At 43.4% G+C, this 20,110-nt stretch carries 11 protein-coding genes; 3 read left to right on the top strand and 8 right to left on the bottom strand.

Translation table 11 applies throughout. The annotated features are described in order from the left end of the window. Positions 1-6 precede the first annotated feature (6 nt). From galA to BUA53_RS17315, 8 genes are all read right to left on the bottom strand, one after another. Entirely contained in the window at positions 7-3,390 is a 3,384-nt protein-coding gene (gene galA / locus BUA53_RS17350; protein ID WP_072836659.1) for a beta-galactosidase GalA, read from the bottom strand. A 21-nt stretch (positions 3,391-3,411) separates the two neighbouring features. Then, on the bottom strand, positions 3,412-5,892 hold the full coding sequence (locus BUA53_RS17345; protein WP_245793200.1) for a glycoside hydrolase 5 family protein: 2,481 nt from the start codon (positions 5,890-5,892) through the stop codon (positions 3,412-3,414). Between the two features lie 172 nt (positions 5,893-6,064). After that, positions 6,065-7,432 (bottom strand): SusE domain-containing protein, encoded by a 1,368-nt coding sequence (locus tag BUA53_RS17340; protein WP_072836658.1) that lies wholly within the window; start codon positions 7,430-7,432, stop codon positions 6,065-6,067. Positions 7,433-7,455: 23 nt separating this feature from the next. Further along, positions 7,456-8,286: a SusE domain-containing protein gene (locus BUA53_RS17335; RefSeq protein ID WP_072836657.1), complete on the bottom strand. Its 831-nt coding sequence runs from the start codon at positions 8,284-8,286 to the stop codon at positions 7,456-7,458. A gap of 20 nt (positions 8,287-8,306) precedes the next feature. Beyond that, positions 8,307-9,935 (bottom strand): RagB/SusD family nutrient uptake outer membrane protein, encoded by a 1,629-nt coding sequence (locus BUA53_RS17330; protein ID WP_072836656.1) that lies wholly within the window; start codon positions 9,933-9,935, stop codon positions 8,307-8,309. 18 nt (positions 9,936-9,953) lie between these two features. Beyond that, positions 9,954-12,953 (bottom strand): SusC/RagA family TonB-linked outer membrane protein, encoded by a 3,000-nt coding sequence (locus BUA53_RS17325; RefSeq protein ID WP_175546108.1) that lies wholly within the window; start codon positions 12,951-12,953, stop codon positions 9,954-9,956. Between the two features lie 160 nt (positions 12,954-13,113). Further along, the gene (locus tag BUA53_RS17320) at positions 13,114-13,848 is read right to left on the bottom strand and encodes an NUDIX hydrolase (RefSeq protein WP_072836654.1); all 735 of its coding nucleotides are present in this window, start codon (positions 13,846-13,848) and stop codon (positions 13,114-13,116) included. A gap of 6 nt (positions 13,849-13,854) precedes the next feature. Further along, the gene (locus BUA53_RS17315; protein ID WP_072836653.1) at positions 13,855-16,728 is read right to left on the bottom strand and encodes an alpha-amylase family glycosyl hydrolase; all 2,874 of its coding nucleotides are present in this window, start codon (positions 16,726-16,728) and stop codon (positions 13,855-13,857) included. Positions 16,729-16,822: 94 nt separating this feature from the next. Between BUA53_RS17315 and ligA the strand changes: the two genes are divergently transcribed. The 3 genes from ligA to BUA53_RS17300 all read left to right on the top strand — a co-directional run bounded on the left by ligA (position 16,823) and on the right by BUA53_RS17300 (position 20,090). Then, on the top strand, positions 16,823-18,925 hold the full coding sequence (gene ligA, locus BUA53_RS17310; protein ID WP_072836652.1) for an NAD-dependent DNA ligase LigA: 2,103 nt from the start codon (positions 16,823-16,825) through the stop codon (positions 18,923-18,925). A gap of 160 nt (positions 18,926-19,085) precedes the next feature. Then, on the top strand, positions 19,086-19,646 hold the full coding sequence (locus tag BUA53_RS17305; protein ID WP_072836651.1) for an NUMOD4 domain-containing protein: 561 nt from the start codon (positions 19,086-19,088) through the stop codon (positions 19,644-19,646). A 126-nt stretch (positions 19,647-19,772) separates the two neighbouring features. After that, positions 19,773-20,090: an antibiotic biosynthesis monooxygenase family protein gene (locus BUA53_RS17300; RefSeq protein WP_072836650.1), complete on the top strand. Its 318-nt coding sequence runs from the start codon at positions 19,773-19,775 to the stop codon at positions 20,088-20,090. The last annotated feature ends 20 nt before the right edge of the window (positions 20,091-20,110 follow it).

Raw genomic sequence — 20,110 nt, 5'->3', positions numbered from 1 at the left:
CTCCAATTACTTCCCCAAATACTGCTCACTCAACTCATCGAACACAGAAAGAAAAGGTGTGGCCTTCCCCTGTTTATCAAATATGGCTTCCCAGGTATTCAGTGGCTCCCAAATGCAGGTGCCTTTGCCGCGGCCTCCGGCCACATTGAATGCAATATCAGCCACTTCTTTTTTGAGAGCTGAATATTCTACGACGATCACATCTTTTTTATAGTGGGTTGCCAGGTCATTAATATTGTATTCCAGGTCGGCCAGTGTGTTGTGCCATTTTGGATAATAGGAAAGTCCGATCACATCGAAGGAGATTCCACGGGCAATCATATTGTCGTAAAAGAAACGGCTTTCATCATTCTGTCCGCCTAAGGCCACGTGCAGCATGATGGAGGTGGAAGGCGAAACAGCCTTCACTCCATTGATACCAGCATAGATCAATTGAGCCAGGCTATCCAGGTTCGCAATGCTTCCTTCAGGCCAGATCATACCGTGGTTGATCTCGTTGCCTACCTGCACCATATCAGGGGTCGTACCCTGGTCTTTTAATGACTGTATGACCATTTTGGTATAATCATAAACTGACTTCTTTAACTGCTGGAAGGATTGGCCTTTCCAGGCAGCCGGCTTGAATTGCTTTTGCGGATCGGCCCAATAATCACTGTAATGAAAATCAAGCAGCAACTTCATGCCGGCAGCTTTGATACGTTTGGCCATGGCCATGGTATGTTGCAGGTCGCAAAAACCTTTTCCAGGCGAGTAGCCACTATCCCTTGCAGGATCATTGAATATGCGCAACCTGATGTAATTAAAGCCATGAGCTTTTAAAATTTTCATAGCATCCTTTTCCTGACCATCACTATCATAGAACTTCATTCCCCTGTCTTCCAGCTGGGGCAGGAAAGAAATATCTGCACCTAGCATCTTATCCACCTCGCTGCCCGTGAATGATTTTGCAGGAAATAAATTGCCTGATGTAGAAACAGGGTGAGGCGTGCCGGGTTGAATGGTCATGATATCTGTAGCACCTGTGTACAGGCTATCGGCTTTTGCTTCAAAATGAATTGTACTTTCGCTTTTACCGGATTGCAATATCACCTGGCAATGTCCATTGAATAAATGCCGTTGCGCAGCCGTGTCTTCATACTTATCCCGCTCATGGCTGCTGGGATCTCCATTACCCACACCAATGATCCTCGCATCACCCTTTACGGAAAAATGAATAAGGTTATTGGCATCCGGCACTTCACGTCCCTGTTTATCCACTACACTGATATTGATCACAGTGGCGTCCATTCCATCAGCAAGCATGGTAGTCTTATAGGGACTTACCACTACTTCTGCCGGGGCACCGGTGGTTTCCACTTTAGAGGTCAGCTTCCTGCCTTTTTTATAAGCAATAGCTTCCAGGTTGCCTGGTTCATAATTGACAGCCCACTGCAGGTGGCTGTTGCGGGGCATGTTCTTCTTTCCAAGACTTTTACCATTCAGGAACAGTTCCACATTATCGGCATTGCTATTCACCCATACATCAATGGGCTGCCCTTCCCTGCCCTTCCAGTTCCCATGTGGAGAGATGTGCAGTACATCGTTATCGGTCCACCAGGACTGGTAATAATAATAGATATTTTTAGGGAAGCCACATACGTCCATGATACCAAAGTGAGAGCTGATATTGGGCCATTGGTAGGGCGTTGGTTCGCCGCGGTAGTCAAAGCCTGTCCATACAAAGCCTCCCAGCCAGAAATCATTGGGTCCAGCCAAAGACCACCAGGCTTCCGCTGTACTGGCCCACCAGGGAGCCGTAATATCCTGGTCGGGCACATAGGCATTGATGGTGTCTTTTGTATAGATGCCACGGGTAGTAACTGTGCTTCCCATCTCGGTGCCGATAATGGGCTGCCCCGGATGATCTTTATGATAATCTGCTACTCCTTTATGCCTGTAATTGAAACCTCTTACAGGGATCACTTCGTTGATGCCATGGAATTCATTAGCTACATCAGCAGCGTAGGTACTTTTTCTTGTGGGGTCTAATTCTTTTTGAAGTGCCAGCAGGGATTGGGCAATACGCCTTCCAACATCCTGCGTTTGCACCCAACCTTCTTCGTTGCCTATTGACCAAAGAAATACACAAGTGCGGCTTCTGTCACGTCGAAGCAAGCGTTCAAACTGGCCAAGATATTCAGGGCTGCTATTCAGCAAACGATTCTCGTCAAGCACCAGCATGCCCAGGCTATCGCAGGCATCCAGCATCTCAGGTGTTGGCGGGTTGTGGCTGGTTCGTATAGCATTGGAACCCATTTGCTTTAGTAAACGTACCCGGTAATATTGTAAATAGTCGGGCAGTGCACTGCCTACGCCAGCATGGTCCTGGTGGTTATTGGTACCATAGATCTTAACATGCTTCCCGTTAAGAAATACACCATTTGGTTTGATGTCAATGGTGCGCATACCAAAGCGTTTCACCACACTATCTACTATCCTTCCTTTTTGCTTTATTAGAGAAACTACCCGGTACAGGTAAGGATCTTCCAGGGACCAGAGGTGCGGAAAAGTAAGGTTTATATTTTGCTGAATGGTCTTCTCATTGTTGACACCTAATGAAAGGGGTTGTTCATTTGACCGGGCCAATTTTTTGCCATTACGGTCAGTGATATACGTTAGTACAGAAACAACAGATGGAGAAAGATCCTGGTTTTGTATTGTCGTTTCAATGGTCACCGCTGCCTTTGCAGGTGATACCGCTGCATGGGTATATATACCATCCGTGGCTATATGGACATTATTGTATTGGTTTAGCCATACGTGGCGATAAATTCCGGCACCCTCATAGAACCATCCTTCATATTGCGTGGCATCTACCCGCACTACTACAACATTTTCTTTCGCATAGTTGAGGTAATCTGTAATATCAAAGGAGAAGCCCATGTAACCGCTCTTATTATTTCCCAGGTAAAATCCATTGATCCATACTTCCGCATCACGGTAAATACCATCGAACTGCAATTGAAAGCGATGACCTGAGTCTGCCTTTGAAACCAGGAATACTTTGCGGTACCAACCAATGCTGGTCTCCGGAAATAAACCACCAACTGGCTTATAGCCATGCGCCATTACATCGAAATTCTCAGCATTGGTAAATGGCAGTTCAACAGCCCAATCATAGGGTAGTTGAAGTTGTCGCCAGCCTGAATCATTAAACTTTGGGTCAATGGCTGTGCCTGAGGCAGCCCCTGTTTTGGCAAAAATAGTAGAGATGCTATAGTTAAAATCTTTGGCAGGATCTGAAGCTGAGCCCAGGTGAAACTTCCAGTTGTCATCAAAATTGATATGCCTGCGTTGGGCTTCAGCGGATAAGCAGAGAACTGATAACACAAGAGCAAAAACGATCTTCATAGTGACTTATTTATTTCTTCTTTATTGTAACCACACAGATTCTATTTCTAAACTAACGTTTCCCGTTGGGAAGCCATCCCCGCTAAACCTTATTTCCAGCTTTTCCAGATTCTTATTATCAAAAGGTTTAGCTGAGGAAGAATGAAACCAAAGAGGCTGAAAACCGGGGTAAGGGCGTGGCAACAGTAGTATAGAACCAGGTTGCAGATTATTAAGTGGTACCACTATTTCTCTAAATTCATTTCCTGCCTTTACATTGGTAGAAAAGGATTGTGCATGTGTATTGATAAGACTAACGGTAAAAGACAGATCCCTGGAAGACCTGGCCCTGATTACTAACTTAGTAAATGACGACAGGTCATCCTTCCTGCCAAATATCTTATCACCAAAATAATATTGCCAGGCCATCAGTTGATTGGATCCGCCTAAGGTAGTTTGCAAAGCCAACTGCCTTGGCTCAGCGCCTGGCACCAATGCCACATTATTGTTCTTCCAGTCATTATTGTAAACATTGGTTCGCTGCCTGTCAGCCATTGCATTATAAAGTAGTAATGGGGCGTTTGCCGGAGAAACAAAGGTCTGCCAGGTTTCATTGGCCAGGTTATCCCAGGCATAGGGATCTCCCATTGTATTACCCGGGAAGGTGTAAATAATTCCTGTGTCATGAACCATAATCCGGTAGTTCAAAATGCCAGGTATCACCATTTCTGAGGGAATGACTGCACTATAATTATACCCTTCCCCTTTTTTACATTCAATTGTCTTCCATTGATTGGCGGCATTTCTTAATTCGAGAGAAGCCTTTATATCATCAGCAATGCCTGCAATAGTTGCTGTAATAGTATATTCTTTTCCAGCTGTCACTTCCTCGGTGGGCTTGTGTATAATCAAGGGCGTTGTAACAGATTGGACAGGTGCAAAAAACTCTTTTGAAATAGCGTCTACTGAATGGCTGCCTTCTTTATCAGATAAGATGTACACACCAGGGCTTATAAGGAAACTACTACCCTCCTTTTTCACCAATTGATTGGTATTAATATCCACCACATCGCAATTACCGTTAAGCCCTGGCAGGTTGAATTCCATCCGGTTTTGCTTCCAGTTGATCTTCACCACTTCTTTTTGCGGAGATGCTTTTTCAAATGGATCTTTCACAGTTAAGGCATCAGGCATTAGTTCAAGTCTCCAGCTACCATTTTCCAGCTTATCTAAAAAATAAGCGCCAGTTCCTTCATAATGAATTACAGGTGATGAACCTACCCCTGCAATATGCTGCAACTTTTCCGGGCTGACAGGTTTGGTGTTGGTGGTATTGGAATAATAAAATTCACCGTCAGTATTCATCTCGCTCAACTGGTTGCCATAACTTACCCTGAAGGGGCCAAACAATGTGTCAGCAGGATAGCTGCCATAGTTTTTTTTTCGGGGCAGCATATGGAATGCTTTGGAAGCTATTAATAAGCTAATTGCTTTTGAAGGTGTATAAGCAAGATTCAGAAAATGCGTCTGGTATTCCGTATTGGCATAGGCAGTCGCCATTGGATCGTAAGCAAACTGTGTAGCCCACTGGAAACCCGCTGTCCTGAAGCTGCGTGCCATGGCAGGGTACATATTGCTTTGAAGAATATCAGCAGCATCAAACTCATATACCATCTTGGCCCTATGAGCAAAAGCAGGCAAAGAATCGGCAAAAGGTATAAGGTACTGATCCACGTTAGGCAGGAAATTGCCTTTTTGTTCATGCCCCGCTACCAGGCCAGTGGGGTACCATTGAAAGCTATGGCCATCAACTGATGCTTTTGTTACCGCACCGGCATACGCAGGTGATTCACTGATATTATAAAATATGGGTTTGCCCCACCCGGTTGATTTTATAACTTTTGCTAAACGGTTGATATATTCTGTCGTTCTTTCCCGGGAGTCTGTATGGTGCGGTTCATTATTTATTTCTGCTGCAATGATACCAGGATCATCCTTATAAGCAAGTTTCGTATAGGGGTTAATGTGGGTAAAGAGCTGTTGCAAATAATTCTCCTGTGCTTTAATAGCTGCTTCCAGGACCACAGCATTTTGCTTGCCGTACACAGACGAGAATCCATTGGTTTTTTCATCCTGCTCAGGATAGCCATTTCCCCAGAATGCAATAGGTGTCAATAATATTTTAATATTTCTTTCCTTCAGTTTTTGCAACAGGTAATCAAAGAGGCGCAGGTGTTCGTTGTCAAGCAGGTTACCAAGAGAATCACTTATTTCCACATCCCATATATGCACCCGGAAGGCATCAAGACCCAGGCGGCTCATATGGTATACATCGGCATCAATAGCCTTTTCCAGGTCTTTGCCGAGGGCTTTGTGTGAACGATAACCATAGGCAAAAGGAACAGTGTAATTAACCCCAAAGAAGGCCGCTTCCTTTTTATTGCTGGTATAACGAATAATACCTGCCTTATCAACATATACCAGGTTCTTTTTTGATTGGCTATAGCCTTTACTACCGGCCATTACCATTAAAACTGTTATAACGAAGCTGAGTAAACTTTTTATTTTAATTCCTTTTATTACCACCTGGTCCTAATTATTTATTGAAAGTAATTTATAATATAGCGCAACACCATTACTGGCATAAAAAAACGCTTCCTGTAGGGGAAGCGTTTTTAAATAGTATCGATAAAGCTTATTGAATTTTGTAGGTATAATACCCCGCACCATTGAGATACAATGTAACATTATGCGTACCTGCAGTAATATTAATATTAGCACCGTCTTTTTCAAGGCTTCCATCTGCATTATTATCACCGAGGTTTAGACCCCAGTCATGGTTTGCCCTGAATTTAAAGGAGCCGTCAGATGCAGCAGTAATAGTACCTGACCAGGTTTTACTATTAGCATCAAAGGTCATATCCGCATCGCTACCCCAGCTATTGAAATCACCGATCATACTCCAGGTGGTCTTTGTAGCAGACCAGGTATTGTCGTTAGTATTGGCCATTATGTGGTAGTAACCAGCACCAGGAACGGTAAGGTTTCCGCCGCTTGAACTCAATGTACCACCACCAGCATCGCCCAGGGCAGTGCTCCAGTCAGGAGTGGTTGTTAGTTTGAATTCGAAACTGCCACCTGCGGGGAAATATACATAACCTTCATATTTGCCATCAGCAGCAGGAGAACCCAGTTGTTGAGCGGTAGCAGGTGTCCATCCCTGGTAGTCACCTGGAACATACATAACTGCATAAGGGCCTGCCGGTGTTACGGTAAAGAGGCCGCTTTGGAAATCCAGCCTGATCTTGTACATGCCTGTTGCAGAAGGGCCAGGGAAATTATCACTGAGTCCTGCACCAAATGCGCCACCCAGGCTTAAACCGGGTAATGAATTATTGGCAACAGAATATTTATCCCACTCACCATTCTTAACTACCACCAGGTATTGCTTGCCACCATTCAGGTAGAATGTGCCCTCATAGGTAGTTTCATCTATCCTGGTAAATTGCTGTGCAGGCAGAGGCACAGGATTACCCCATCCTCCGGCTGTAGCATCTCCAACAATAAATAAAGTATTGGTGGTTGGAGGTGCAACCTTTGGTGGCACCTTATAAGGTGTCATTTTGATCTTCAGCGTATTGGACATCAGGCGCTCGTTGTTATTAGCATAAGAGGAAACTACTCTTACATCCATATCCACCGGAACATTAAAAGCATAACCTTTTGCCAAAAGGATATCATTAAGTTCCCTGGCCAATATATTTCTTGTCAGTGCACCATTTACAACGATCCTGCCGGGATTAGCAAAATTCTTACCCGTGGAATCGATCTCGATGGTGTACTTCATGTTCTTATCCGCAGTAGCATATTTGGCAGATGTCCAGTTAAGTGTCAGAACTTCCTTTAAGGAATCTGTAGGGGCAGGCGCAATATCAGTGGCAGATGCAGTGAGCACAGGAGCCGTACCATTTCCATAATGAGGCAGATCACCTACCTTATTACAGGCACTGAATACAATACCAGCACCCGCTACCAAGAGTAAAAGTTTTATTATTGATCGCATAAAAAATATCTTGTTTGTGAGTGTTATTGTTTAGTAACTGTATATTTTCCTTTCTGGAAATCAACCTTGATCTTGTACGTACCGGCAGTTGGAGGGCCAGGGAATCCTGGATCAGAATCTTTTTTCTCAAAATCACCAGCCTGCCATGTACCACCAGTAATCATATGGTATTGGGAGCCCCATTGTCCATTATCCTGGATCAGCTTATAGTTACCACCACCTGGTAAGGTTACCGTTAATTCATATTCAGTAGGTGAAACCTGTGTGAACTGTTGGGAAGTTAAATAAGGGTCTGATAAGGGATTAGACCATCCTGATGGTGCTGCGTCTCCTGTCATCCACAGGGTTCCTGCTGCCGGTGGTTCCACCTTAGGAGGTGTAGAGAATGGCGTTGCAGTAAAGGTTAGCACGTTGGAAGGCAATGGTGCTGAATTGTTAGCCAGGGTGGACTTTACTCTTACCTCAATCTGGTGAGGCTTATTTACCTGAAGGCCCATCTGGTTCAACAGGTAATCATTGATCTGGTTTTGGGTAAAGGTTTTGCTCATTTCTTTACTTACCACCACTGATTGTTTTTGAGGGCTTGTAAAGTTGGCTCCCACCGTATCAAACTCTATCACATAGTTTACATCCTGCGAACTGACGCCTGTGGTGAACATGTAATTAGGATTGGTCCATGAAAGCGTCATGGCTTCCTTATCCTTATTAGCAAATGAAAGAGGAATGGTGTTGCTCACCGTTGCTGTTAGCTGAGGTGCGGTTCCTCCTTCATAATAGATCTTGTTCTCATCCTTTTTGCACGAAGCAAGGATCAACAAGGAAAGGGAGAATAGTATAAGCAATCTATTTTTCATATTAATAGACAATTTTTAAATTAATAACCTGTGTTTTGAGTCAGGGTTGGGTTAGCACTACGAACAGTAGCAGGAATAGGGAATAAATTGTACTTAGAGTCTACGCCTGTACCAGAAGCTACCCCGCCTTTCCATGGCCATAGGTAAGTGCTTGTAGTAAGCAGGTTATAACGGATCAGGTCTGTACGACGGTGTCCTTCCCAGTATAACTCACGTGCTCTCTCATCCAGGATTAACTGGAGGTTTAGATCTCCTGCCAGCAACAATCCTTCGCTATTAGGTCCATAACTATCGCCATAAGCCCTGTAACGCAATTTATTCATATAGGTCAGCGCAGTAGTAGCATCCCCACCCGTACCATGACGAAGCACTGCTTCCGCATAGATCAGGTACATTTCTGCCAGGCGGAAAACAGGGAAATCGATGTCAGCAAAATTGTGCTGTACATCAGATACCGGACCGCCATCAGAACGCTTGTTCACAAATTTCCTTACATGAACGCCCTGTGCATAATCACCAACATTATTAATGGTCTTTGCAGATAAATTGCTAAACAAAGCCCGTTGGTCAGTATTGCCGGTAGGATCAGGGAATTTATCAACTAGGGCTGCTGTAGTTCTGTAACCTGCCCATCCTTCACTCATACCATATTCAAGAAAATCTGTTCCTGCCGCAGCTTTCACCAGGAAGGTTGTATTTCCGAAAGATTGTGTACGAAGACCATCACAGTTAATGGTGAAGATAAATTCAGCTTTTTGCTTGTCATTATCAGCCATAAACAGCTTGGGATAACCCGATACCAGTTGATAACCTGCATCGATCACTTTTTTAGAATAGGTAATGGCATCTGTGTAATAAGGAATAGCCTGGCCATCTTCTGTAGAGAATCCCAGGTAAACAGGTGCATTCAGGTACATCCTGGCGCGCAAGGCCCAGGCAGCAGCCTGGTCAACCCGGCCATACTCAATGGTATGAGCAGGCGCTAATTCACCATCAATTTCTTTCAACTCCTTATCTATATAGTGAAACAGCTCTTTACGGCCGATCTCTCCAGGAAGTTTAGTTCCTACCTGCATGGAATCAGTAATATAAGTGGACTTCCCAAAAAGGTCCATCAACGCCCAATAGTTAAACGCACGAAGAAAGCGCACTTCAGCTCTTGAATTTTTGATATCAGCTGCTTCAGAACCACTGATATTGCGGGATGATAACTTATCATCTGTTGCTTCTCTCAGGTATTCATTGGCGATAGAAACATTATATACCAACCTGGAATACAATCCTAAAATGAAAGGATCGGAACTTGTCCATTTCAGACCATGAAAATCTTTAATGGTCTGGTCATCCCATGATACGATAGCTTCTTCAGTAGGTAATTCCTGCGCATTAAAAAATCCACGGATAAAGGGAGATTGAGAACCCTCATCCAGGCCCTGTATATCTGATGAACCAGCAGGACCGGAATTACCGGTAGTGGCCAACCCACCATATACCTTAGCTAATACGCTTTTGTAACCCGCAGCGGTAGAGTACGTAGTTGCGGGGGTTAGGTCATTCTTAGGAAATACATCAAGCTTTTTAGAACAGGAAGTTATTCCTGCAGCTATTAAACAGCCGATGATTAAATTATTTATTGTTCTGAATTTCATATACCAATTAATTTTTTATTAGAAATCTAAATTGACACCCAGTGAATACACTCTTGGACGTGGGTAAATGTTTCCATTAATACCATAGTCACTTGATTCTTCCGGATCCAGTCCCTTATAGTCTGTGAACAATCCCACATTCTGGATACTTCCCTGGATGCGAAGATTTGCCTGGTTGTTGAATACCTTACCTACATTATAGCCAAGGTTGATATTGTCTATACGCAGGAAGGAAGCATTCTCAATAAAGTAATCAGACAGGAACTGGTTGGCACTGTTGTTATGAAATCCAGTTTCAAAATATACCACGGAGGCATTTCCAATATAACCCAGCGGGTTGGTAATGGTTGAACGTATACCTGAACCTGCATTATATTGATTGTACAGGTAGTTGCCTATCATGCCATGTGCGGCAACACCGGCGCTGAATTTCTTGTAGCTTACCTGTGTGCTGAAGCCCAGGATAAAGTCAGCTGCAGGCTTTTTGTACAGGTAACGGTCATCCGCATCTACTTTTCCATCGCGGTTGATATCCTCATATAATCCTTCAATAGGGCGGCCGTCCTTGCCATAGATCTGCTTGTAAACAAAGAATGAATTAGGCGCATAACCTACGATATTCTTGCCAAGGAAGTTACCAGTAGCTATACCTATACCACCTACATCAATACCCTTGAAATTAGAATCCTGGTATCTCAACAGGTTTGTGATCTTGCTGGTATTATAAGCAATGTTGAAACTGAGATCCCAGTTCACATCTGAATTTCTTACAGGTGTAGCATTCAATACAACCTCTACGCCTTTATTTTCAAGGTTACCTACGTTGGTAGTGATCCTGTTCACAAAATTGGCTCCAGGTGCAACAGGTACATCACTCAACAGGTCCTTGGTCTTTTTGAAGTAATAATCAACTGAACCAGATATCCTGTTTTTCAGGAATCCGAAATCAAAACCTACGTTAGTAGTAGTGGTTGTTTCCCATTTGATCGTTGGATCATAACCTTCAGGACGCAGGTAAGTGTAGAACTGGTCGCCAAACTGGTACTGGGCAGATGAATTACTACGTGTGTACCTGGTAAGGTAAGAATAATAAGGTATGCCATCCTGTTGGCCGGTAACACCCCATCCTAAACGAAGTTTAAACTCGCTAAGCGCACCTGCATTAGGAAAGAATTGCTCTTTCAGTTTCCATGCTGCAGCAAGGGCAGGAAAATAACCAACCCTTGTTTCAGGCGAGAACTTGGAGCTTGCATCTCTTCTTAAAGAAGCTGTCAGCAAATACTTATCAGCAATGGTAAAGTTTACACGACCCAGGTAAGATTCCAACCTGTATTTAGGATCGTCTGTTGCAAACGTGGGTTGTGAATTTGCAATGGTGTCTTTCAATGCAGGCTTGCTTGGGTCGGAAAGTGCCCTGTAGCTGAAGGCAGCATAATTATATACATCAGTAAGGAACTCCTGGTAAGAGTGTCCAACAAGGATATCAAACTTAGTATTGATATCTTTCAGTTCCTTGGAATAAAACAACTGTACATCAGCCAGCGTATTCTTCTTTCCTTGCTGGTAATAAGATCTGCGACCACCTGTTTTATAGTTAGTAGCTGATAAAGAATCTATATTATCATTACCACTTCCTTTGCTGTAATCCATTCCGAGGTTCAATAATAAATGCAGGTCAGGCAGGAAATGTAATTTATAATCAAACTGCACATTCCCAATCACGCGATTCACGCGGGAGCGGTTATCCCTCATGTTGATCAGGCTAAGCGGGTTACGGGTGGCTAATTGCACCGGGTTGTTATCGCTTTGCAGCCACTCATAGTAACCACCAAATTTATTGTTAGCGTAAACTGGCTGTGTAGGATCGAAGTTTACCGCAGCGCCAATTGCACCCTGGTCAGAAAAATTGTTCTTGATTGTGCTGGCTTTCAGATTCAGGTTTACTGCCAGGTGATCATCAAGAAACTTAGGGCTTAAGTTCAGGGAGGAAGAAAGACGGTCGAATGTATTTTTCAACAGTACCCCTTCCTGGTTCAGGTACCCAAGTGAAAGCCTGAATGGCACTACGCCAAGGCTACCACTGGCACTGATGTTATTATCAACACCCAGGGCTTTTTGGTAGATCACATCCTGCCAGTCAGTATTGGCAGTTCCCATAATATTCTTCCAGGTTTGTAATCCTGTTTCAGCAGCATCGGCAGTGATGATCTCACGAACCTGGTCGCCAGTCATCACTTTTACTTTTTTGCTTACCTCACTCATAGAAACCTGTGAGTTGAAGTTGAAACGCACCTTACCTTTTGCACCCTTCTTGGTGGTGATCATTAATACCCCATTTGAAGCACGTGAACCATACAATGCTGTTGCAGAGGCATCTTTCAAGACGCTCACAGATTCGATATCATTGGGGTTGATGGTACTTAACAGGTTGCCTGTACCTGAAATGCCGTTACTTTCCACTGGCACTCCATCGATAACGATCAAAGGGTCGTTACTGGAGTTAAGGGAAGCACCGCCGCGGATGCGGATCTTACTACCACCACCTGCAGATCCACCACCGGAAGTGACCTGTAAACCAGCCACTTTACCCTGCAATAACTGTTCAGGTGAAGGAATAAAACCTTTTTGAAAATCCTTGGCTGAGACAGATGAAACAGAACCCGTCAGGTCGCCTTTTCTACGGGACCCGTAGGCAATTACCACAACCTCGTTGAGGTTGCCCATTCCAGATTGTAGGGTGATGTTAATAGAATTACTGTTAATAGGAACTTCCTGTGCGCTATAACCTACTGATGTAAAAACCAGGGTTGTAGCTGACGAAGGAACGTTAAGGGTATAACCACCGTCCTCGGCAGTTACTGTCCCAATGGTTCTTCCTTTCACGGTTACAGACACACCGGAAACACCTTTACCGGTAACGTCACTAACCTTTCCGGAGATCACTCTTTCTTGTGCGGATACGATCAGGGAAAAAAAGAGAAAGAGGGGCAGCCCAATACAATGGAGCAATTTTCTCATGTTCATAAGCAATGAATATTTATTAATAAAGCGGATTTTGCAGTCGTTAATGTGTATTGTGGACACAATTATAGATGTTTTTTAACATTCCCTAAAATTTATTTCAGTTTCCTGACCAATATCATACAGAGGAAACTTAGGTCCCTATTCACTTTCAGGTTTACACCAGGTGAGTTTTTACTGGTTTTGACCGGTTCAGATCTGTGCTTATCTTTTTCAAACCGGATTTTAATTTGTACAATTTTCCAGGTCTGTGGGGTACATCCTCTTCCATTTCATTAAGATCAACCAACCAGTTCTTCAGATTGATTCTTTTACGGAAATTCCTGCGGTCAAGCTCTTGTCCCAGGATAGCCTGGTAGAGATCCTGTAATTCTCTAAGTGAGAATTTCTCAGGCAAAAGATTGAAAACTACCGGGTGCTCCAATACTTTTTCCTGGAGCCTCTGCAGGCAGGTGTCAAGGATGAGCTTATGGTCAAAGGCCATACTGTTTAATTCGGCTACATTATGCCAGTGAAGCTCATTATCAGTAAGGTTTAACTTATGGCTTTTTATATTAACCAGTGAATAGTAGGCTATAGTAACTACCCGGCCGGAGGGATGTCGGTGAACATCCCCAAAACTATGCACCTGCTCCAGGTAAACATCTTTTAAGCCGGTCCGCTCAAGCAAAACCCTATAGGGCGCATCATCCAGGTTTTCATTAGGGGTGACCAAATCACCTAATAGGGACCAAAGCCCTTCAAATTCTTTCAGGTCAGATTTAATCAATAGAACCTTTAACTGTTTCTCTTCATATCCGAAAATGACGCAATCAACCGAAACTGCAATATTGAAATATTCTTTATGGCTGATCTTTTCAATGGCAGCGGTTTTCAAACCCGTGTTCTGCATAAGCAATTATTGAATGGTTACGGAAATGGTTTTGGTTAATTGTTTACTGGAAACCTTTATAAAATAATTACCCCTGTTTAGTTTCAGGGCATTCATTTTCAATTGATGATCTCCTTTTGAATGAAACTGGTCATGCAAGGTTGCCATAAACTGCCCTGTAACATTGTACAGGTCAGCCCTAAGATCACCTGCTGCCGGCAGGTTTACTTCCAGCATATACGTTGAGGTAATGGGATTAGGATAGACCTTAGCCTCCAGTGTAGTACCCGTCCATGGAATATTTGAAACCGGGGTTACGGCTACATTATTCACATTTCTGTTCACGTATACATGAAACTCGCCGGGAGATAAGTTTACATTCTGATTTGATCCTGTGGCTGTAAAAGTGGTATTCTGAAGGTAATCAAACCAGGTCCCTGCAGAAGGAAAACTAACGCTGGCAGATTGTACAGTTACATCAAAGTTGCCAACAACAAGAAGCTTTGAACTGTCACCAGAGGAAACGGATAACCATTTTACAGGACCGGAAAAGTTTTGTGTAATGGTGCCGGACAAAAATGCTTCTTTATACCAGGGGTGTGAACGCAGGTGAAGTAACTGGCTATAGGTGTTATATATAGATTTACGCCGGGGGTCATTTAGGTAATCCCACCTGATAGGCTTTTCTGCAAGGCGGCAATCATTGCTGATGGTACCATTAGAACAGGTATTGATCGAGTAACTATAACCCAGCTCGCCAAATTGCCATATCATCTTTGGACCAGGGATGGTAAAAAGGAAGGCTGCATCCAACTCCATTCTTTTTAAAGCTGTTGTGGTATCCTTTATATTATAAGCACCGCTGGAATTGCCATAGTTGAGATTTTTAAAGACTATACGCTCTTCATCATGGCTTTCCATATAGCTCACCAGGTGTGGTTTTGTAAAATTGCGAACGGTATGTATCGCCCTTGAAAAATCCCAATCCTGTGCAATCCCCATTGAAGCCTGCCCATAATTATAGTTCATGTTGCCCCAAAGCATCATACCGTAATCTGCCAGCTCCCTTTCTTCCTGGTCCGCAGCAAAATGTTCAAGGATGGCATAGGAACCAGGTGACTTGTTTTGTAAGGTATCATAATAACCCTTCCAGATGGCTACCCGGCTGGCATCATAATTACTCCATTGCCCTACATTGCAATTGCCTCCATTGGCATCGCAGGTCTGCGTTTGTGTAAATCCTTTGGATAGATCAAACCTGAACCCATCAATATGGTATTGCTGCAACCAGTTCTCTAAAACCCTGCTGACAAAATATTTTGTATCTGCACTTGCATGATTCATATCATAGCCAACATTAAAAGCATGCTTTGGTACCGGGTTGAACCAGGGATTGTCAGCCGAAGGCCTGTTATTGGCTGCATCCCAGTACAACTGCACCATGGGAGACAAACCGAAAGAATGGTTGAGGGCTATATCCATGATCACTGCAATACCATTTTTATGGCAGGAATCAATGAATTGCTTTAAGGAATTCTTAGTGCCATAATATTTATCAGGTGCAAAATAGAAGTCGGGGTTATAGCCCCAGCTGCTATTGCCTTCAAACTCATTCAATGGCATCAGCTCGATAGCGTTGATGCCCAGGGTTTTTAAATAATTAAGGCTGTCCATGACTGTTTTCCAGTCGTGTGCCGCTACAAAATCACGCAGCAACATTTCATAGATCACAAGTCCTCTTTTATCAGGACGCGAAAATGTACTGTTCCAATTGTAAACCGGACTTGCAGTCTGCAGCAGGCTAACAACACCGGTCTGACCAGAAGGATAAGCCTTTAAGTTGGGATAGGTAGCAGCAGGAATGTACCCATCACTATAGGGGTCCAGTACCTTTTCAGTATAGGGATCTGCGATCTTTAAATTATTATCAACAAGGTATTGATAAGCATATTCCCTCCCGGGTACCAATGGATGAATGCGCAACCAAAAGAACTTCCCGTCGGGCGTTTTGTTCATAATATCACCAGCCTGGGGAGTCCAGTTATTAAACTCTCCGATCACAGTTACATTTGATTTATTTGGAGCCCTCAATACCAGGGTAACCGATGTATCTCCCGGTTCATAATTGATGCCATCCCTGGCGCCGGCTGGCAGTGCTGCAACAGGAGATGCCCCGCCGGACACAAAAATGTTGAGTGTGTCATAGACACTAATGGTTCCCTTGATAGCTGAAACAATAAATTGTTGATTGCCAATAGCATTAATGATCGAATTGGCCGTTAGGGTAGTTCCGGTAGTACCTCCTATAAGTGTACCATTATGGTATAATTTCAAATCTGCTGACTGGCTTGAATTGGCAGTTAAGGTTACGACACTGCCAACTGCCCAGGATTGTGGTTCCGGTACCGGGTCATATTTCGGTTGTGAAGGCGGAGCATCAATTCTAACTGCCAGGTTGTTATTGTATATAGGCACATACATGTCACTTCCATCGGTATTACGCTGTGCTTTGCAGGAAGAACTACAGTTTCCCTCGCGAAACAAAATGGCTATACTTTTCAGGATCTCCCCTGGAGCTAAACCAAAGAAAATCCTTGGATTATTGATAGTATACTTCCATTTATTAGGTCCAACATAAGTAGCCTGGGCCGCTGCTTCGGCTGAGCCCCAGGTAAATGGCGCATGTAACCAGCCTGAGTAATTATTCTGACTGGTAATGGCTCCTACGTGCACATAAACATTACCAGTGAAACCCATCAGCCCCTGGTTTCCTTTTGTAGCATCAACAGTGATCGTAATAACATCAGTATCTTTTGGAAAAGCCGGAGTCCAGGTAAGTAATTGAGCATTGGTTACCAGGCCCATTATGGCCAGCATACATAGGAGCAGCAATCTCTTCATAGCAAGTTTATTCGGACTAAAGATAATAATATGTACTTAAAACACATTCTTTTTCGAACACTCTTTCAAAAGCACTACTATTTTTACATAGAATATGGCCAGCAACCCAACAAAAGAAATCCAGGCGCTAACTCAAAAATTACTGAAACAATGTCAATCAGGTAATATTTCTTCCAGCGACATACAAGACCTGAGAACTGTTTTACGCTTTCATGAGAATCGTTATTATATCCTCAATGATCCCCTGATCTCAGATTTTGAGTACGATACAATTTATAAGGCGCTGGAAGCTCTTGAAATAGAAAACCCGGATCTTGTTGTTCCCGATTCGCCTACACAGCGGGTAGCCAAAGGCCTGACAAAAGAATTTCCAACAGTCCAGCACCTGGTCCCAATGCTCTCCCTCGATAACTCCTATAACAGTGAGGACCTGGTTGATTTTGACCGCCGGGCCAGGGAACTTACCGGTCTTCAACTGATAGAATATTGCATTGAGCCTAAATTTGACGGAGCGAGCATATCACTTATTTATGAAGATGACCACCTGGAGCGGGGTGCTACGCGGGGTGATGGTGTACATGGAGATGACATCACACCTAATATAAAGCAGATCAGGAGTATACCGCTTTCAGCAAAGTTTTCGGATTATGGCATACAAAGCATTGAGATCAGGGGTGAAGTATTGATCAATAAGAATAATTTCAAGAAATTCAATGATGGCCTTACTGAACAGGGCCTGGCACCACTGGCCAATCCAAGGAATGCTGCAGCTGGAACATTACGCATAAAAGACCCTGTTGAAGTTAAAAGAAGGAACCTCGAGGCTTTTGTGTACCATGTTAGTTATTATACCGAGAGAAAAGGTAAAGAGACTCATCCATCACTCTCCACGCATGCTGAAACTCTTGAAATGTTATGGGATCTGGGCTTTCGTAGTCCTGAGAAAGAGAAAAAGCTGGTTAAAGGCATACAGGCTGTTATAGACCATTGCATTGCATTTGAAGAACAGCGTGAGAACCTGCCATACGAGATCGATGGTATGGTGATCAAGGTTAATGATTTTGAATTACAGGACCGGATGGGTATGACCACGCATCATCCCCGTTGGGCCATAGCCTATAAGTTTAAAGCAAGGCAGGCCACCAGTAAATTGATCAAAGTTGGTTACCAGGTTGGCCGTACAGGCAATATCGGGCCTGTGGCGAAAATTGAACCTGTACACATTGGTGGAGTGACCGTAACCTCTGTTTCTTTATTCAACGAAGATGTGATCAGGGAAAAGGATATCCGCATAGGCGATACTGTTTTAGTTGAACGAGCCGGAGATGTGATACCCTATATTGTAAAACCACTCACGGAGCTTAGAACAGGTGATGAACAGCCCATTCACTTCCCCAAACATTGCCCTTCCTGTGGCGACAAACTGTTTCGGTCACCCGAAGAAGCCGCCTGGAGATGTGTGAATATCAATTGCCCTGCACAGGTATTGGAGCGCCTGATCCATTTTGCCTCTAAAGATGCTATGGATATCCGGGGACTGGGTGAAGCAATTATAGAAAAATTCCATTCGTTAGGTCTGCTTACATCCATACCCCAGGTTTATCAACTCGATTATGATGCAATTAGTAAAATGGAAGGTTTTGGCAAGAAATCAATAGATAACCTCAAATCGGCAATTGAGCATTCCAGGAAACAACCATTACACCGGCTGATCTATGCATTAGGTATCCGGTATGTGGGAGAAACTACAGCTAAAACATTAGCCCATGCAGTTGATCATCTATTGGATCTGGCTAAGCTTGATGAAGCCGCACTGCAAAGCCTGGAAGATATTGGGCCTAAAGTTGCCGGAAGTGTGGTGCAGTTTTTCAGCAATAAGGACAATATTGAAATGATCAAAACCCTGGAATTCCAGGGCCTTACATTAAAAAATGAAAAAAAGGAGTATGCCAGTGCAGGAAACCTCGACGGACAAACGTTCCTTTTTACAGGTACACTTACCCGCCTGAAGCGTAGTGAAGCTGAAGAATTGGTGGAACAAAATGGAGGGAAACTCATCTCAGGTGTCAGCAGCAAGCTGAACTACCTGGTAGTAGGAGAAGATGCAGGCAGCAAGCTGGAAAAAGCCAAAAAGATCAATACCATCAGGATACTTTCTGAAGACCAGTTTTTAAAAATGTTACAAGCTGAAGCATAACAACAAGGTCTTAATATTCCTTTAACCTGTTTATTATAGTTAGCAGCGTAAATTTTTAGTCTCTTTCATGATAATCTGCCAGAAATAGGTTGCGGCATAAAATTTTCATGTAGTATATTGCCACTATTGTTGACCGTTATAACTTCTAAAGGCAAACGATATGATCAAAAAATTAGCCGGTGAAACATGGAAACCCCTGGTATTTAAAGGAAGTAAGGACCTGCGTAACCGTTATGCTGTTTCCTCCTCAGGTAGAATAGCCAGTTTTAAGGATGATGTACTGGAGGATGGCAAACTATTGAATGGCTCCTTAACCACTGGGTACCGCACTTTAAACCTGCACCGGCCAGGTCATAAAGGCACTCTATATATTCACAGGGAGCTGGCGAAGCTCTTCTTACAGAGACCATCGCCTAAGTATAGGTTTGTTATTCATAAGAACCATAATAAGCTGGACAATTCTGTGAAAAACCTCAAATGGGCAACCCTTGAAGAAATGATCGAACATCAGCAAGGCAGCCCGGCCAAGATCGCTTATAAGAAAAAACAGGCCAACCGCGAAGTGGGGCTGAAATTAACGGCTTCACAGGTAAAAAAGATAAAGGATCAGCTAAACAATAAGAACCGAAGGCTCACCATTAAACAACTTGCCGATAAATACGATGTCAGTGAAATGACTATGTACCGTATCAAAAGTGGTGAGAACTGGGGAAGGGTTTAGAAGTACCTGGAAGAGTGCATCAAAGAGTCATTAAATAGTCCGGGCAACTTAGTGAATTGGACTAACTTTAGGCGTATAATCCACACCTGAAATTGCCTTTCTTCACTTAAAATAAAGGAGGTTTTTATGGTTGTCCGACTTACGTTCTGCAAATTCCTGCCCGATAAGATTACCGAAGCTAAAAGGGTTTACAACCAGGACATTGTTCCTGTAGCAAAAAAACAAAAAGGGAATCTCCGGATCTTTTTGCTCGAGCCTGTTGACATGGCAGATGATTTTATTTCTGTAACTGAATGGAAATCCAAAGAAGATGCCGACGCCTATCATACAAGTGGCATTTACAAATCCCTGGTCAACAAACTTGAGAAATTCTTTATGAAAGAGCCTACTATCAAGGTGTACAACGAGATAGAAGCTTTTACTCCTTCTTATCCCATTTTATGAAGGTTGAAAGTTGATTGCAG

Source organism: Flavisolibacter ginsengisoli DSM 18119, from assembly GCF_900129295.1.
GTDB classification, from domain to species: Bacteria; Bacteroidota; Bacteroidia; order Chitinophagales; family Chitinophagaceae; genus Flavisolibacter; species Flavisolibacter ginsengisoli.
Note: the sequence above shows the minus strand (reverse complement) of the source record. Positions and strands in the feature narration are given on the sequence as shown.

Bases quoted from the DNA above. Each gene is read 5' to 3' on its own strand.
- galA (WP_072836659.1), bottom strand. From the start codon at position 3,390: ATGAAGATCGTTTTTGCTCTTGTGTTATCAGTTCTCTGCTTATCCGCT.
- BUA53_RS17345 (WP_245793200.1), bottom strand. From the start codon at position 5,892: ATGGCCGGTAGTAAAGGCTATAGCCAATCAAAAAAGAACCTGGTATAT.
- BUA53_RS17340 (WP_072836658.1), bottom strand. From the start codon at position 7,432: ATGCGATCAATAATAAAACTTTTACTCTTGGTAGCGGGTGCTGGTATT.
- BUA53_RS17335 (WP_072836657.1), bottom strand. From the start codon at position 8,286: ATGAAAAATAGATTGCTTATACTATTCTCCCTTTCCTTGTTGATCCTT.
- BUA53_RS17330 (WP_072836656.1), bottom strand. From the start codon at position 9,935: ATGAAATTCAGAACAATAAATAATTTAATCATCGGCTGTTTAATAGCT.
- BUA53_RS17325 (WP_175546108.1), bottom strand. From the start codon at position 12,953: ATGAGAAAATTGCTCCATTGTATTGGGCTGCCCCTCTTTCTCTTTTTT.
- BUA53_RS17320 (WP_072836654.1), bottom strand. From the start codon at position 13,848: ATGCAGAACACGGGTTTGAAAACCGCTGCCATTGAAAAGATCAGCCAT.
- BUA53_RS17315 (WP_072836653.1), bottom strand. From the start codon at position 16,728: ATGAAGAGATTGCTGCTCCTATGTATGCTGGCCATAATGGGCCTGGTA.
- ligA (WP_072836652.1), top strand. From the start codon at position 16,823: ATGGCCAGCAACCCAACAAAAGAAATCCAGGCGCTAACTCAAAAATTA.
- BUA53_RS17305 (WP_072836651.1), top strand. From the start codon at position 19,086: ATGATCAAAAAATTAGCCGGTGAAACATGGAAACCCCTGGTATTTAAA.
- BUA53_RS17300 (WP_072836650.1), top strand. From the start codon at position 19,773: ATGGTTGTCCGACTTACGTTCTGCAAATTCCTGCCCGATAAGATTACC.